We start from the raw sequence: 15,065 nt of genomic DNA on the forward strand, positions 1-15,065 counted from the left end.
CTGTGCGGGTACGTGTCACGTGCTCAAGCAGTGACACGGGCCGGCAGCGGCGGTCCCCTCCGTCCCACGGAGTGCACGAGGAGGCGGGCCGGGAAGAGCGGATGCGGGCGTCCGACGGGTCGCGGGCCCCGGGTCGCGGGGCGGCCCGGGTGGCCCACCGCGGCGACGGCGGTCAGCAGCGGCCGGAAGGCCAGGGCGGCCACCGCGCGCAGCAGCCCCGCGAGCGCCGACTCCCCGTGCCGCAGCCAGGCGGCGGCGAGCAGCCCGACGGTCACATGGGCGGCGAGCAGCAGCCACGGCACCGCGGGCCCCGGCTGCGCCAGCAGGGCGGCCGCCCGGTCCCCGGCCCCGGTCACCCCGGCCAGCGGGGTGCCCACCGCGCCGACGCCCGCCAGCCGCGTGCCGCTCTCGCCGCCGCACAGTACATCGACGCCCACGGAACGCAGCGGACCCGCGATGGGCCCGCCGGCCGCCCCGTAACAGAGGTGCTGACCGGTGGTGAAGACGGTGTCGGCGGCCAGCTCCAGCGGCACGAGCAGTCCCGCGATCGCCCCGAAGCCACGCTCCCGGCCGGCCAGCGCGTACGCCGTGGCGAAGACGAGGCAGGCCAGCATCGCGACCACGCTCAGCGGCAGCGGGACCCGGGAGAGCAGCACATGGGACGCCGAGGACAGGGTGACGACGAGCGCGGTGAAAAGCGCCGCGCGCACCACCCTGAATTGCGTCCCTGAGATGTCCATCGCCCGAGAGTGTGTCATGTGTACCTGTAAACGACCCCTAAACGGGCTGAACCCGCCGACCCGGCCCGATGAACGGGCCGGACCTGCCGCCCCCGTATCCCCGACCGGCGAACGGCTCTACAGGCCGGGGATACGGCCGTTGCGGAAGAGGTCCACGAAGATCTGGTGGTCGGTGCGGGCGCGGGCCCCGTAGCTGTGGGCGAAGTCGACCAGCAGCTCCGCGAAGCCCTCCTCGTCGGCCGCGATGGCCGCGTCGATCGCCCGCTCCGTGGAGAACGGCACCAGCGAGTGTCCGCTCTCGTCGTCCGCCGCCGAGTGCATCGTCGCCGTCGCCCGGCCGAGATCCGCGACGACCGCCGCGATCTCCTCCGGCTCGTCGATGTCGGACCAGTCCAGATCGACCGCGTACGGCGACACCTCGGCGACCAGCTGGCCCGCGCCGTCCAGCTCGGTCCAGCCGAGCCACGGGTCGGCGTGTGCCTGGAGCGCGCGCTGCGAGATGACGGTGCGGTGCCCCTCGTGCTGGAAGTAGTCCCGCACGGCCGCGTCGGTGATGTGCCGGGAGACCGCCGGGGTCTGCGCCTGCTTGAGGTAGATCACCACATCGTTCTCCAGGGCGTCGCTGTTGCCCTCCAGGAGGATGTTGTACGAGGGCAGCCCGGCCGAGCCGATCCCGATGCCCCGCCGGCCCACGACGTCCTTCACCCGGTAGGAGTCGGGGCGGGTCAGGCTCGACTCCGGCAGCGTCTCCAGATAGCCGTCGAACGCGGACAGCACCTTGTAGCGGGTCGCCGCGTCCAGGTCGATCGCCCCGCCACCGGCGGCGAACCGCCGCTCGAAGTCCCGGATCTCCGTCATCGAGTCCAGCAGCGAGAACCGGGTCAGCGAGCGGGCGTCACGCAGCGCGTCCAGCAGTGGCCCCTCGGCGGTGTCCAGCGTGAACGGCGGCAGCTCGTCGTTCTTCGCGCCCGTCGCCAGGGCGTGGATCCGCTCGCGGTAGGCGGCGGCGTATATCCGTACCAGCTCGCCGATCTGGTCGTCGCCCAGCGCCTTCGCGTAACCGATCAGGGCGACGGAGGCGGCGAAGCGCTTGAGGTCCCAGGTGAAGGGGCCCACATACGCCTCGTCGAAGTCGTTCACGTTGAAGATCAGCCGGCCGTTGGCGTCCATGTACGTGCCGAAATTCTCCGCGTGCAGATCGCCGTGGATCCAGACCCGGCCGGTGCGCTCGTCCAGGTACTGGCCGCCGTGCTGCTCGCGCTCCAGGTCGCCGTAGAACAGGCATGCCGTGCCCCGGTAGAAGGCGAAGGCCGAGCCCGCCATCTTGCGGAACTTGACCCGGAAGGCCGCGGGGTCGGCGGCCAGCAGCTCACCGAAAGCGGTGTCGAAAACGGCGAGAATCTGCTCCCCGCGCTGCGCTGCGCCGGTCTGCGTTTCCGACATTTCTTGGTGCCTCCTGGTACCGGACGTACATGACTGAAAGCGTGACTGAGGACATGACAAAAAGGACAGGCGTCCCAGCCTCTACAACGCGCGACCGTACCCGGGAGTGCCCCTCGTCCGTCACCACCAGGACGTAGACTTCCACGCTGTCCCCCCAGTCCGTCATCCCCAGTTCTCCCGGAGGCCCGACGCCGTGACCAAGCCGCCCTTCACGCACCTTCACGTCCACACCCAGTACTCGCTGCTGGACGGTGCCGCGCGGCTCAAGGACATGTTCGAGGCGTGCAACGAGATGGGCATGTCGCACATCGCGATGACGGACCACGGCAATCTGCACGGGGCGTACGACTTCTTCCACTCCGCGACCAAGGCGGGTGTGACGCCGATCATCGGCATCGAGGCGTACGTCGCCCCGGAGTCGCGCAAGCACAAGCGCAAGGTGCAGTGGGGACAGCCGCACCAGAAGCGCGACGACGTGTCCGGATCCGGTGGGTACACCCACAAGACGATCTGGGCGTCGAACAGGACCGGGCTGCACAACCTGTTCCGGCTCTCCTCGGACGCGTACGCCGAGGGCTGGCTGCAGAAGTGGCCGCGCATGGACAAGGAGACCATCGCGAAGTGGTCCGAGGGTCTCATCGCGTCCACCGGGTGCCCCTCCGGAGAGGTGCAGACCAGGCTGCGGCTCGGGCAGTTCGACGAGGCGGTCCAGGCGGCCTCCGACTACAAGGACATCTTCGGCGAGGGCAAGTACTTCCTGGAGCTGATGGATCACGGCATCGAGATCGAGCGCCGGGTCCGTGACGGGCTCCTCGCGGTCGGCAAGAAGCTGAACATCCCGCCGCTCGTGACGAACGACTCGCACTACACCTATGCGAGCGAGGCCACGGCGCACGACGCCCTGCTGTGCATCCAGACCGGCAAGAACCTCTCGGACCCGGACCGCTTCCGCTTCGACGGCACCGGCTACTACCTCAAGACGACCGACGAGATGTACGCCGTCGACTCCTCCGACGCCTGGCAGGAGGGCTGCGCCAACACCCTCCTGGTCGCGGAGCAGATCGACACCACCGGCATGTTCGAGGCGAAGAACCTCATGCCGAAGTTCGAGATCCCGGACGGTTTCACCGAGGTCACCTGGTTCCAGGAAGAGGTCCGGGTCGGCATGCAGCGCCGCTTCCCGGGCGGTGTCCCCGACGACCGGCAGAAGCAGGTCGAGTACGAGCTGGACGTCATCATCCAGATGGGGTTCCCGGGGTACTTCCTGGTCGTCGCCGACTTCATCATGTGGGCCAAGAACAACGGCATCGCGGTCGGCCCCGGGCGAGGCAGCGCCGCCGGTTCGATCGTGGCGTACGCGATGGGCATCACCGACCTCGACCCGATCGAGCACGGGCTGATCTTCGAGCGGTTCCTGAACCCCGAGCGTGTCTCCATGCCCGACGTCGACATCGACTTCGACGAGCGCAGGCGCGTCGAAGTGATCAGGTACGTGACCGAGAAGTACGGCGCCGACAAGGTCGCCATGATCGGCACGTACGGCAAGATCAAGGCGAAGAACGCCATCAAGGACTCCGCCCGTGTCCTCGGCTACCCGTACGCGATGGGCGACCGGCTCACCAAGGCCATGCCCGCCGACGTCCTCGGCAAGGGCATCGACCTCAACGGCATCACCGACCCCAAGCACCCGCGCTACAGCGAGGCGGGCGAGATCCGGGGGATGTACGAGAACGAGCCGGACGTACGGAAGGTCATCGACACCGCGAAGGGCGTCGAGGGCCTGGTCCGGCAGATGGGCGTGCACGCCGCGGGCGTGATCATGTCCAGCGAGCCGATCGTCGACCACGCCCCGGTCTGGGTCCGGCACACCGACGGCGTCACCATCACGCAGTGGGACTACCCGCAGTGCGAGTCGCTCGGCCTGCTGAAGATGGACTTCCTGGGCCTGCGCAACCTGACGATCATGGACGACGCCATCAAGATGGTGAAGTCCAACAAGGGCATCGAGCTGGAGATGCTCGCCCTGTCGCTGGACGACCCCAAGACGTACGAGCTGCTGTGCCGCGGTGACACGCTGGGCGTCTTCCAGTTCGACGGCGGCCCGATGCGCTCCCTGCTGCGCCAGATGCAGCCCGACAACTTCGAGGACATTTCCGCCGTCTCGGCCCTCTACCGGCCGGGCCCGATGGGAATGAACTCCCACACGAACTACGCGGAACGCAAGAACGCCCGCCAGGAGATCACCCCGATCCACCCGGAGCTGGAGGAGCCTCTCAAGGAGGTCCTCGGCCTCACCTACGGCCTGATCGTGTACCAGGAGCAGGTGCAGAAGGCCGCCCAGATCGTCGCCGGATACTCGCTCGGCGAGGCCGACATCCTGCGCCGCGTGATGGGTAAGAAGAAGCCCGACGAGCTGGCGAAGAACTTCGTCCTCTTCGAGGCCGGCGCCAAGAAGAACGGCTTCTCCGACGCGGCGATCAAGGCGCTGTGGGACGTCCTGGTGCCGTTCGCCGGATACGCGTTCAACAAGGCGCACTCCTCCGCGTACGGCCTGGTCACCTACTGGACCGCGTACCTCAAGGCGAACTATCCCGCCGAGTACATGGCGGCCCTGCTGACCTCGGTCAAGGACGACAAGGACAAGTCCGCGGTCTATCTGAACGAGTGCCGCCGCATGGGCATCAAGGTGCTGCCGCCCAACGTCAACGAGTCGCTGTCCAACTTCGCCGCCCAGGGTGACGACGTGATCCTCTTCGGGCTGACCGCCGTGCGCAACGTCGGCCAGAACGTCGTCGACTCGATCATCCGCAGCCGCAAGGCGAAGGGGAAGTACAGCACCTTCCCCGACTTCCTCGACAAGGTCGAAGCGGTCGTCTGCAACAAGCGCACCGTGGAATCACTCATCAAGGCCGGGGCCTTCGACGAGATGGGCCACACCCGCAAGGGCCTCGTCGCCCACCACGAGCCGATGATCGACAACGTGGTGCAGGTCAAGCGCAAGGAGGCCGAGGGACAGTTCGACCTCTTCGGCGGCGGCGGCGGCGAGGAGAGCGACGAGCCCGGCTTCGGGCTGGACGTGGAGTTCTCCGACATCGAGTGGGAGAAGTCCTACCTGCTCGCGCAGGAACGCGAAATGCTCGGACTGTACGTCTCCGACCACCCGCTCTTCGGCCTGGAGCACGTCCTGTCCGACAAGGCCGACGCCTCGATCTCCCAGCTGACCGGCGGGGAGCACGGGGACGGTGCCATCGTGACTGTCGGCGGCATCATCTCCGGCCTCCAGCGCAAGATGACCAAGCAGGGCAACGCCTGGGCCATCGCCACCGTGGAGGACCTCGCGGGCTCCATCGAGTGCATGTTCTTCCCGGCCACCTACCAGCTGGTCTCCACCCAGCTCGTCGAGGACACCGTCGTCTTCGTCAAGGGCCGCCTGGACAAGCGCGAGGACGTGCCGCGCCTGGTCGCCATGGAGATGCAGGTCCCCGACATTTCCCACGCCGGGACCAACGCCCCGGTCGTCCTCACCATCCCCACGGTGAAGATCACCCCGCCCATGGTCAGCCGGCTCGGGGAGGTCCTGAGCAGCCACCGGGGCGACACCGAGGTACGCATCAAGCTCCAGGGACCCCGCAAGACCACGGTGCTCCGGCTCGACCGGCACCGGGTCAAGCCCGACCCGGCGCTCTTCGGCGACCTGAAGGTGCTGCTCGGCCCGTCCTGCCTGGCGGGCTGACGGGACTACCAGCGGCGAGCGGCGGACCGACGGCCGCCACCGGCGAACGACGAGAGGGGCGCCCCGCGGCCGCGGGGCGCCCCTCTCGGTCTACAGCCCTGCGGCCGGACCGGAAGCGACCGGTCAGTTGTGGCCGAAGCGCCGCTGGTGCTTGCGCGCGACATCGGCGGGGCTGCCCTGGGCCTGCGACTGAGACTGGTTCTCGTTCTCGTTCTGGGACTCGAAAGCCGTCGACTTGGCCTGCTCCTCGCCGCGCTCCGAGGCGGACGCGCGATCGTGATGGCTGCCCTGCTTGCGGTTCTTGTGCTTGGCCATGGTGAATGCCTCCTGTGGGGAATCCTGTGGGCCAGGACCGCTGTCAGACTCACATAGCACCGTAAAGGCCGCATGTTGGATCATTACCGTGCGTAGCAGTATCCGCAGTCGACCGATTTCTGGATCCGCCACGCCGATGATCGAGTTCCGGACGTTAACCCCCGCACGGTCGGGCAGACTCGAAGGAAACCCTGAGTAAACCCGTTCCCGAATTCCTGGAAGAGGGTGGAACGCGTGGACCGTTGCGTCGTCCTGGTGGACGCCGGCTACTTGCTGGGCGCAGCCGCGAGTCTGCTGGCCGGAGAGCCCGCCCGTTCCCGCATCACCGTCGACCACACGGCCCTGATCCAGGGGCTGCGGGAACGCGCAGAAATCGATACGGAACAGCCCCTGCTCCGGATCTACTGGTTCGACGGCGCCCCCGACCGGGTACCGCAGCCGGAGCACCGCAGACTCCGGGTGATGCCCCGGGTGACCGTACGGCTGGGCGCCCTCACCCGCAGTGACGGACGGTGGGCGCAGAAGGGCGTCGACGCCGCCATGCACGCCGAGCTCACCGAACTGGCCAGAAACCGGGCCTGTTCCGACGTGGTCCTGGTGACCGGTGACGGCGACCTGCTGCCCGGCCTGATGTCCGCCAAGGAACACGGCGTCGCCGTCCACCTGTGGGCCGTCCAGGCCGCCGACGGCGACTACAACCAGTCCGAGGACCTGGTCGCCGAGGCCGACGAACGCCGTGTGCTCGACCGGGCCTGGATCACCAAGGCCGTACGGGCCAAGGAGACCGGCGGCATCTGCGCCCCGCCGCCCGTCCCGCGCCCCGAGATCCAGGCGATCCTGTCCGCTCCGCTGCCGGAGGCGGCCCTCGCCGCGTCCGCCGAGCGTGCCTCGGAGGCCCAGGCCGCCGCCCGCAACGGCACCCCGGCACCGGCCGGTGAGGCCACCGCCGACGCGCCGCCCGCCCCCGGTCACAAGAGCGTTCCCACCCCCAAGGACCTGGCCGCCCTCCGTGCCCCCGGCGCGCACGCCGACCGGCATCCCGCGCCGCCGCCCGCCAACGCGACCCTGCGCTGGTCCTCGGACAAGGGGTGGGTGGAGCGCGGCGGACCGCTCGGCGAACCGCCGGAGACCGCGTCCCTGCCGACCCTGGCCCAGCTCACCAGCGCCGAACAGCGCTGGGCGGACCGGGAGGAGGACATCACCACCGTCGGCGGCGACCCCTTCGAAGTGGGCCAGGTCTTCGCCCGGCGCTGGATGGAACGGCTGCCGGAGACCGTGCACCTGCAGAAGCTGTCCACCATGTACCCGCGCATCCCGCACCGTATCGACGGCGAGCTGCTGCGGTACGCGGCACGCTTCGGACTTCTCGCCCACAAGGACGACCAGATCGACGAGCACGACCGCTATGCCATCCGGGCCGGGTTCTGGCGCGAGATCGACGTACGGGCCGCGGCGGAGCACGTACCCACGGTGGAGTAGCCGTCCTGCGGCCGGAATCGGCCACACCCTTCCGGGCCGCCCGGGTTGCGGCCCCGGACGCGGTCCGGGGCATCCGACCCCGTACCCTCATACCTCGTGAGTACGGGCACAGCACAGGCGCAGAGGGCCGGCGGAACCGTGTGCGCGGTGCGTGATCTGGTCAAGACCCATCCCGCGGTCCGGGGCCGACGCGGCGCGCCCGCCACCCCCGAGGTGCGCGCCACCGACGGAATCAGCCTCGATGTGGGGCGCGGGGAGATCTTCGGCCTGCTCGGTCCCAACGGCGCGGGCAAGTCCACCCTGGTCCGGCAGCTCACCGGGCTGATGCGTCCCGACTCCGGCAGCGTCGAAGTGCTGGGACACGATCTCGTACGCCACCCGGAGCGGGCCTCCCGGCTCATCGGCTACCTCGGGCAGGAATCCACCGCCCTGGACGAACTGACCGTCTCCCTCGCCGCGGAGACCACCGGTCGGCTGCGCGGCCTCCCCGTACGCGAGGCCCGCGCCGAGCGCGACGCCGTACTGGAGGAACTGGGGCTCACCGAACTCGCCGGGCGCCCCCTGAAGAAGCTCTCCGGCGGACAGCGCAGGCTCGCCTGCTTCGCCGCCACCCTGGTCGGGGACCGCCCCGTCCTGGTCCTGGACGAGCCGACGACCGGCATGGACCCCGTCGCCCGGCGGGCCGTCTGGGCCGCCGTCGACCGGCGCAGGGCCGAGCGCGGCGCCACGGTGCTGCTGGTCACCCACAACGTGATCGAGGCCGAGACCGTCCTCGACCGGGTCGCCGTCCTCGAACGCGGCAAGGTCATCGCCTGCGACACCCCCGCCGGGCTCAAGGAACAGGTGGCCGGGGAGGTCCGCGTCGAGCTGGTGTGGCGCGAGCGGGCACCGCTGGACGTCCCGGAGGTCGCCGCGCTGCGGGCCTCGGCGCAGGAGTCCGGCCGGCGCTGGGTGCTGCGGCTGGGACCGGACGAGGCACGGGCCGCGGTCGCCGCGGTGACCGGTGGCGCGGCCTTCGCCGCGCTCGACGATTTCACCCTGGCCACGCCCAGCCTGGAGGATGTCTATCTGGCCCTCGGCGGGGATGCGGCCAGGGCGAACGAGGGACTGGTGAAGGCGTGAACATCCACGGACGGGTGCGCGGAGACGCGTGGGGCGTACAGGGCCGGGGGCGGGTGCACGTGAGGGCGCGCGTGGTGAAGGGGAGCGGCCCCAGGTGACGAGCATCGTTCCCGCCGAGGCGGTGCCCGCGCACGTTCGGGAGAGGACGGCGCACGGCCCCTCCGGCCCGCCCCGCACCCTTCCGGCGCCGCTCGCGCCGCGCGCCCGGCTGCTGCCCTCGCTGGCCGCCGTCTACCGCGCCCAGCTCTCCCGGGCGCGGGTCGCCCGGATTCCGCTGCTGTTCGTGGCGACCTTCCAGTCCGTCGGGATCATGATCCTGATGCGCGGAGTCGTCGACGGCGGCTCCGAGGCCCGTGCCGTCGTCGCCGGATCCAGCGTGCTGGTCGTGGCGTTCGTCGCGCTGAACCTGCTGGCCCAGTACTTCGGGCAGCTCAAGGCCGGCGGCGGCCTCGACCACTACGCCACGCTGCCGGTGCCGCCCGCCGCGGTGGTGCTGGGCGCGGCCGGGGCGTACGCCTCCTTCACCGTGCCCGGCACGCTCTTCACGGCCATCACGGGCAGCATCCTCTTCCAACTGCCGATGACGCATCTGTGGGTCCTCGTCGCCGTGATCCCGCTCGCCGGGGCGGCGCTGGCGGGTCTGGGGGCCGCGTTCGGCCTCCTGGCGCCGCGCCAGGAACTGGCCACACTGCTCGGGCAGCTGGGCATGTCCGCCGCGTTGCTGCTGGGGGTGCTGCCGGCCGACCGGATGCCGGAGCCGGTGGGGTGGGCGCGTGATCTGCTGCCGTCGACGTACGGGGTCGAGGCGCTGGCCCGATCCTTCGACGCCCGGCCGGACTGGGCGGTCGTCGCGCTCGATCTCGCCGTCTGCGCGGTCGTGGGCGTGCTGTCGCTGGCCGTCGCGACGTGGGCGTACCGCCGTGCGGCGGTGCGGTAGCCGTTCGGGTGCGGGTGCGGTGGCCGTTCGACTGCGGTGCGGGTGCGGTGCGGCTGGGGTGCGGGTGCGGTGCGGTGCGTCGGCGGTCCGGTGAGGCGCCGCACAGGGGCGCCTGGCACGATGGCTGAGTGAACGCACCTTTGACGCCGCCTCACCAGCCTCCGTCCCACGATCCCTGGCAGACTCCGCCGGCGGGTTCCCATCCCGCGCCCGGCCACGAGTCGCCGGACGACGCCACGCATCCGGCGGCGGAGCTCCGTCCCGCCGCCGTGATCATGGTGCTCGTGGCCCTCACCGGCCTCGTGCTCGGGCTGCTGTGGCTGTGGCTGGCGCCGCGGGTGCCGCTGATCTCCGACGACACGGCCGTCTTCCTCAAGGACAGCGAGGGCGAGGAGGCGATCGGGGCAGACGGAACGTTTGTGCTGCTCGCGCTCGTGTTCGGGGCGGTGACCGCTGCGGCCGTGGTCCTCTTCCGCCGCCGCGGGGGCATCTGGCTGGTCGTGGGGCTGGCGCTCGGCGGGCTGCTCGGCTCCCTGCTGGCGTGGCGCATCGGCGTCTGGTTCGGGCCCACGTCGGATGTGGTCGCCCATGCGCGGGAGGTCGGCAAGGGCGTGGTCTTCGACGCGCCGCTGGAGCTGCACGCGGTGGGGGCGGTGCTGGCGTGGCCGATCGCGGCGATGGTCGTGCACTTGGGGCTGACGGCGGTGTTCGGGCCGCGGGATCCTGAGCCGGAGTGGGGTGTTCCTTACGGGGGAGTGGGGCCGGGGGGCGGGGCCGTGCCGGGGGGTGGGGCGGGGGCGGTGTCGTCCTAGCGGGGTGGCGGTGGGGGTGGGGCGCCTGCGGCGGGCTTGTCCCCTACCCGCCCCTTCCCGAAACCGGGGCGCTGCCCCGGGCCCCGGTGTCCTCAAGCGCCGGACGGGCTGAAGACTCGGGGCGCTGCCCCGGACCCCGCTCCTCAATCGCCGGAGGGGCTTGAAAGAGCGCTGGACGGGCTTGAAGAGTGCCGGAGGGGCTTGAAAGAGCGCCGGAGGGGCTTGAGGAGCGCTCTGGAGGGGCCTGAAGAGTGCGCTGGACGGGCTTGAAGAGCTCTGGACGGGCGTTGGGGGTGTGGGGGTTACGTTGCTCGGGCGATGTTGGCGAATGTCGCGTTCGTCAGGGTTGCCAGGTCCGTTGCGGAGAGTTCGACCTCCAGGCCCCGGCGGCCCGCCGAGACGCAGATGGTGGGGTGGGACCGTGCCGATGCGTCCAGTACCGTGCGGAGCCTCTTGCGCTGGCCCAGGGGGGAGATGCCGCCCCGGACGTAGCCGGTCGTGCGTTCGGCCGATGCGGGGTCGGCCATCGCCGCGCGCTTGCCGCCCACTGCCGAGGCCAGGGCCTTCAGGTCCAGGGAGCCGGCGACCGGGACGACCGCGACGGTCAGTTCGCCGTCCACGTCGGCCACCAGGGTCTTGAACACCCGGTCGGGGGAGACGCCGAGGGCCTCGGCGGCCTCCTCCCCGTAGGAGGGGGAGGCAGGGTCGTGGTCGTAGGCGTGCACCGTGAAGGCGGTGCCCGCCGCGGTCAGGGCGACCGTGGCGGGGGTGCCGCCGGACTGCTGCTTCTTCGACTTCTTCGCCACCGGGCAGGGGTCCTTGTTCGGTGAGGGGCTCAGTTCGGGTGTGTGGGGGCGCGGGTCAGTTCCACCGCGGGCAGCGACGGCAGGTGCCGGATGACCGCGGTCTCCTTCCGCAGGAGCGTCAGCTCCTCGCGCAGCCGGGTCGCCGTGTCCGGTGCCTGGAGCAGCCGCTGTTTCGTCGGGACGTCGAGGACGGCCGCCGCCGCGACCAGGTACGAGACCACGGACGGGTCGTCCGGCAGGTCCGCGCCCGTCGTCAGGGAGCGTTCGCTCGCTCCGGCCAGCCGCTTCTGGTAGGCGCGGAAGGCCCGCAGGACGCCCTCGGCCAGCGCACCGGCCTCGTCGTCCTTCGCCTCCTCGTCCAGCACTTCCACCTCGGCCGTCAGATAGGGGCCGTCGGCGTCGACGGAGAGCAGCTTGACCCGGGTGGTGCCGGTGGCCAGGACCTCGAAGCTGCCGTCGGAGCGCTCGCGGATCGTCGCCGCGTCGGCGACGCAGCCGACCCGGTGGAAGGTCTGGATCGGGTCGGGGCCGAAGCCCTCGGCCGGGGCGCGCTGCATGACGGGTGCCGCGGCGACCGTGTCCGGCATACCGGTGGCCGTCGGGGCGATCTCGCGGCCGTCGCGGATCGCGACCACGACGAAGCGCCGCGGTTCGTCCTCGTCGGTCTTCAGCAGCTCGCGCATCATGGCGCGATAACGCTCCTCGAAGACGTTGAGCGGCAGCACGAGGCCGGGGAACAGCACCGCGTTGAGCGGAAAGAGAGGCAGGCGGGCGGTGGTCACAACGGTCAAGCGTAATGGCCGCGCGGCCGGGCGCGGCCTGCCCGGTTCCGCAAAGGGGTCGCGGAGGCCACCCGGAGCCGTGCGCGGTCCCTCGCGTCGAGGAAATGGCCCAGGGCGTCGTCGGACACCGAGGACCACGGGAACGACGTCGAGTGGGGCCCGATCAGCTCGAACTGTTCCAGTGCCTCCGCCCAGCGGCCCCTGGCCACCAGGACGTACGCGAGGAGGTTGCGGACCTCCGCGGGCCACGGGTCGCCCGCGCGGTAGGAGGCGGAGAGCCTGATCGCCAGATCGGCCGCCGTGTCGATCCGCTCCTCCAGTACGGAGGTGGTCCGCCCGGCGAGCTGTGTGTCGAGCAGCAGCGCGAAGGCGGCCCGCACGGGCAGCGCCTGCACCAGTGAGCCGGGCAGGGCGTCCTCGGCGGCCTGCTCGGCGAAGTCGAAGCACTCGCGGTGCGAGCCGTACCAGGCGGCGGAGAGGTACCGGAGCGCCGCGACGTGGCAGCCGTAGTGGTGCGCGGAGCGGCGTACGGCCTGCTCCCACAGGGCCTCGAACGCGGTGTGCGTGGCGTGTGTGCCGCGGGCGTGGTCGAGGGCGAGCCGCCAGGGCACCGGATCGCGCGGGTCGGCGTCGGCCGCCGCGGTGATCAGGGGGCCGACCTCGCGCAGCCGCTCGGCCCTGGCGGGCGACTCCCACGCCCGGTGGACGGCCAGCTGGGCCTTGACGAGCAGGGCGTCCGGGTCGCGCGGGGCGGCGGCCAGCCAGTCGATGAGCCAGCCCTCCCGGCTGTGGGCGAACGTGACGAGGCGGCCGAGATACCGGTCGCGGTCCTCCCACTCGGCGCCGTCGCGGGTGGTGGCCAGGAGTTTGGCGGCGGGTTCGTACTCCCCCAGGGCAGCGGCCACCAGCGCGGGGGAGAGCCGCTCGTCGGGGGCGTCGAGCAGCACCGCGTCGTCCGCGGGCAGTCCGGCGGACAGCCGGGGGCTGTGCCGGAACCTGCGCGCGGTACTGAGCAGAGCGCGAAGCAATGGCATGGTGCAGACCATTGAAAAGCGCTGGTGAGGGCGGCGCCAGGGGTGCGCTGTGAAGCTTCTGTGCCGAGTGAATGGGTTGTACCGGGGCCGGTCAAGAAAGAGCAAAAGAAAAGGGTGTGACTGGCTTGATTCTGCCTTTTCCCGCCGACCCCGTTCGTCACTTCGGTCGCACTTCGGCAACCCGTTCGACCGCACTGTCCGAAGGGATTCCGCCCGGTCCGCGCCGCCCCGGTATCAGCCGCGGCGCAGCAGCCGGGAGGCGCCCGCCGCCACCGTGGTGGCCAATATCCACCCAAGCAGTACGAGAGCGGCCGCCGACCACTGCCAGCCGCCCTCCATCCGCCAGTAACCGTCCTGGCCGAGGTTGATCACCGGCACCAGCAGATCGAGGGCGTACAGCGCGGCGTTCCACTGCGGATGCTCGTCGCCCTTGATCGCCGGCGGTTCGTACTGCGCGAAGGCCACCGCACCCGCCGCCCACAGCACCGCCATCCACACCGCGGCCCGGCCCGGCCGGTAGCCGTACGCCACCGTCCAGTCCTGGAGGTAACCCCACAGCTTGGCGGCGAGCGGCAGCGTCTCCCGGCGGCGCCGCTGCTTGGCGAGCAGCACCTCACGGGCGTCCGCGTCCTCGCCGCAGCTGCGCAGGACCGCGGCGAGCCGCTCGTACGGCTCCGGGACGTACTCCGGGGTCGCCGCCAGCACCCACTCCAGCCGCCGGGAGAGCGGGAAGTGCCCGTACGGGACGAGGTTCTCGTAGACGAAACCGCCCATCGCCAGACCGCCCGGGCCCGGCCAGCTGGACGACACATCGATCAGCGTGACCACCTTCGCGCCGTTCAGTACGACCCGGCCCTCCTCCGGGCGCTCCGCGTTGAACCGCAGTTCGGGCGTGACGATCCTGCGCAGCGACAGCTCCTCGTGCCGGGACAGCACGAACCGCGCCTTGTGCAGGTCCACCGCGTCTCCGAAACGCCCGTCGTCCAGCCGTACCGCCCCCCGGCACTCGAAGATCTGCGCCCGGGTCCCCCGCGCCGGGGTGGGGCCGAACACGATGCCGTACGGGGGAGTGGTGCCCTGGTTCCCGGTGTCGACGCTCACCCACGCCTCGGTCATGTAGAGCGTGCGCTCCACGGTCAGCTGCGGGGCGTTCAGGGCCCGCCGCCCGTCCTTGGCGCGCAGCCGGCTGCCCCGCAGGCTCAGCGAACCGCCCACCTTCGCCCCGCGCAGGCTCAGCTCGCCGTGGGTCTCGACCATCTCCGCCTGGAGGTCCTGCGCGACGCTCATCCCGTCCCCGACCAGTGCGCGGCCGCGCCGGTCGGCGCCGACGCTGATCTGGTTGATCAGCAGATCGGTACCGATCTGGGCATCGGTGAGCCGGATGCCGCGCTCGACGCGGCAGCGCGGCAGATGCAGATCGCCCTCCGTGTGCAGCCGGGCCGCCTCCAGTCTCGGCAGCGCGCAGCCGACCATCCGCAAGGTCGTGAAGTGGCACTCGGGCAGCACCACTTCCTGCTCGAACCGGCAGCCCGTCAGCTCCACGTACGGAGCAACCCGGCCGCCCGCCAGGTCCAGCTTTCCGGTGATCCTGACGCCCCGGAGCTTCAGCGCGGCCACCCGGCCCGGCCGCGCGGGCGGCCCGCTCAGCAGCAGCCGCGCCACCGTGCGCGCGCCGACGCTCCGCTCGGGTCCCCAGATGTGCGGTGCGAAAGGATCGTCGCGCGCCGGGTCATGGGTGCGCAGATCGTAGGTGGTTCCGTTACGGAAGGATTGCCACATGCCCAGCTCCGCTGCGCTGAGGCCGTCCGGGATTTCGCCATCCTGCGGCTCGGTCACTGCCGTCCCCTCTGTGCACATGCCGT

At 71.0% G+C, this 15,065-nt stretch carries 12 protein-coding genes; 5 read left to right on the forward strand and 7 right to left on the reverse strand.

Annotated features, from left to right (window positions below; all coding sequences use genetic code 11):
• Positions 1–23 precede the first annotated feature (23 nt).
• A complete protein-coding gene (locus A6A29_RS31515; protein WP_073725291.1) occupies positions 24–740 on the reverse strand; it encodes a hypothetical protein in 717 nt (238 codons plus the stop codon).
• Between the two features lie 117 nt (positions 741–857).
• Positions 858–2,183, reverse strand: coding sequence for a DUF2252 domain-containing protein (locus tag A6A29_RS31520; RefSeq protein ID WP_073725293.1), 1,326 nt, complete (start codon positions 2,181–2,183; stop codon positions 858–860).
• A gap of 193 nt (positions 2,184–2,376) precedes the next feature.
• Here A6A29_RS31520 and dnaE point away from each other — a divergent pair, with 193 nt between their 5' ends.
• Positions 2,377–5,916, forward strand: coding sequence for a DNA polymerase III subunit alpha (gene dnaE / locus A6A29_RS31525; RefSeq protein ID WP_073725295.1), 3,540 nt, complete (start codon positions 2,377–2,379; stop codon positions 5,914–5,916).
• Positions 5,917–6,039: 123 nt separating this feature from the next.
• On the opposite strand, the gene A6A29_RS31530 is transcribed toward dnaE, so the two are convergent.
• The gene (locus tag A6A29_RS31530; RefSeq protein WP_073725297.1) at positions 6,040–6,231 is read right to left on the reverse strand and encodes a hypothetical protein; all 192 of its coding nucleotides are present in this window, start codon (positions 6,229–6,231) and stop codon (positions 6,040–6,042) included.
• Between the two features lie 225 nt (positions 6,232–6,456).
• On the opposite strand from A6A29_RS31530, the gene A6A29_RS31535 reads away from it, so the two are divergent.
• The 4 genes from A6A29_RS31535 to A6A29_RS31550 all read left to right on the forward strand — a co-directional run bounded on the left by A6A29_RS31535 (position 6,457) and on the right by A6A29_RS31550 (position 10,581).
• Positions 6,457–7,710: an NYN domain-containing protein gene (locus A6A29_RS31535; protein ID WP_073725299.1), complete on the forward strand. Its 1,254-nt coding sequence runs from the start codon at positions 6,457–6,459 to the stop codon at positions 7,708–7,710.
• A 138-nt stretch (positions 7,711–7,848) separates the two neighbouring features.
• Positions 7,849–8,832 carry an ABC transporter ATP-binding protein gene (locus tag A6A29_RS31540; RefSeq protein ID WP_073725301.1) on the forward strand — a complete coding sequence of 328 codons (984 nt, stop codon included), beginning with the start codon at positions 7,849–7,851 and terminating at the stop codon, positions 8,830–8,832.
• Positions 8,833–8,926: 94 nt separating this feature from the next.
• Positions 8,927–9,769, forward strand: a complete 843-nt coding sequence (locus A6A29_RS31545) for an ABC transporter permease (protein ID WP_073725303.1) — start codon at positions 8,927–8,929, stop codon at positions 9,767–9,769.
• Positions 9,770–9,897: 128 nt separating this feature from the next.
• The gene (locus A6A29_RS31550; protein WP_073725305.1) at positions 9,898–10,581 is read left to right on the forward strand and encodes an ABC transporter permease; all 684 of its coding nucleotides are present in this window, start codon (positions 9,898–9,900) and stop codon (positions 10,579–10,581) included.
• A 302-nt stretch (positions 10,582–10,883) separates the two neighbouring features.
• Here A6A29_RS31550 and ybaK read toward each other — a convergent pair whose 3' ends face one another.
• The 4 genes from ybaK to A6A29_RS31570 all read right to left on the reverse strand — a co-directional run bounded on the left by ybaK (position 10,884) and on the right by A6A29_RS31570 (position 15,039).
• Positions 10,884–11,387 (reverse strand): Cys-tRNA(Pro) deacylase, encoded by a 504-nt coding sequence (ybaK, locus tag A6A29_RS31555; protein WP_073725307.1) that lies wholly within the window; start codon positions 11,385–11,387, stop codon positions 10,884–10,886.
• A 29-nt stretch (positions 11,388–11,416) separates the two neighbouring features.
• A complete protein-coding gene (locus A6A29_RS31560) occupies positions 11,417–12,169 on the reverse strand; it encodes an LON peptidase substrate-binding domain-containing protein (protein WP_073725309.1) in 753 nt (250 codons plus the stop codon).
• 5 nt (positions 12,170–12,174) lie between these two features.
• On the reverse strand, positions 12,175–13,215 hold the full coding sequence (locus A6A29_RS31565; RefSeq protein WP_073725311.1) for a hypothetical protein: 1,041 nt from the start codon (positions 13,213–13,215) through the stop codon (positions 12,175–12,177).
• Positions 13,216–13,437: 222 nt separating this feature from the next.
• Complete coding sequence (locus A6A29_RS31570; protein ID WP_073725313.1) at positions 13,438–15,039, reverse strand: oxidoreductase; 1,602 nt, start codon at positions 15,037–15,039, stop codon at positions 13,438–13,440.
• Positions 15,040–15,065: the final 26 nt, after the last annotated feature.

The organism is Streptomyces sp. TSRI0281 (assembly GCF_001905125.1).
Taxonomy (GTDB): domain Bacteria; phylum Actinomycetota; class Actinomycetes; order Streptomycetales; family Streptomycetaceae; genus Streptomyces.

Coding starts and splice junctions, on each gene's coding strand:
- A6A29_RS31520 (WP_073725293.1), bottom strand. CDS start 2,183: ATGTCGGAAACGCAGACCGGCGCAGCGCAGCGCGGGGAGCAGATTCTC.
- A6A29_RS31530 (WP_073725297.1), bottom strand. CDS start 6,231: ATGGCCAAGCACAAGAACCGCAAGCAGGGCAGCCATCACGATCGCGCG.
- A6A29_RS31565 (WP_073725311.1), bottom strand. CDS start 13,215: ATGGTCTGCACCATGCCATTGCTTCGCGCTCTGCTCAGTACCGCGCGC.
- A6A29_RS31515 (WP_073725291.1), bottom strand. CDS start 740: ATGGACATCTCAGGGACGCAATTCAGGGTGGTGCGCGCGGCGCTTTTC.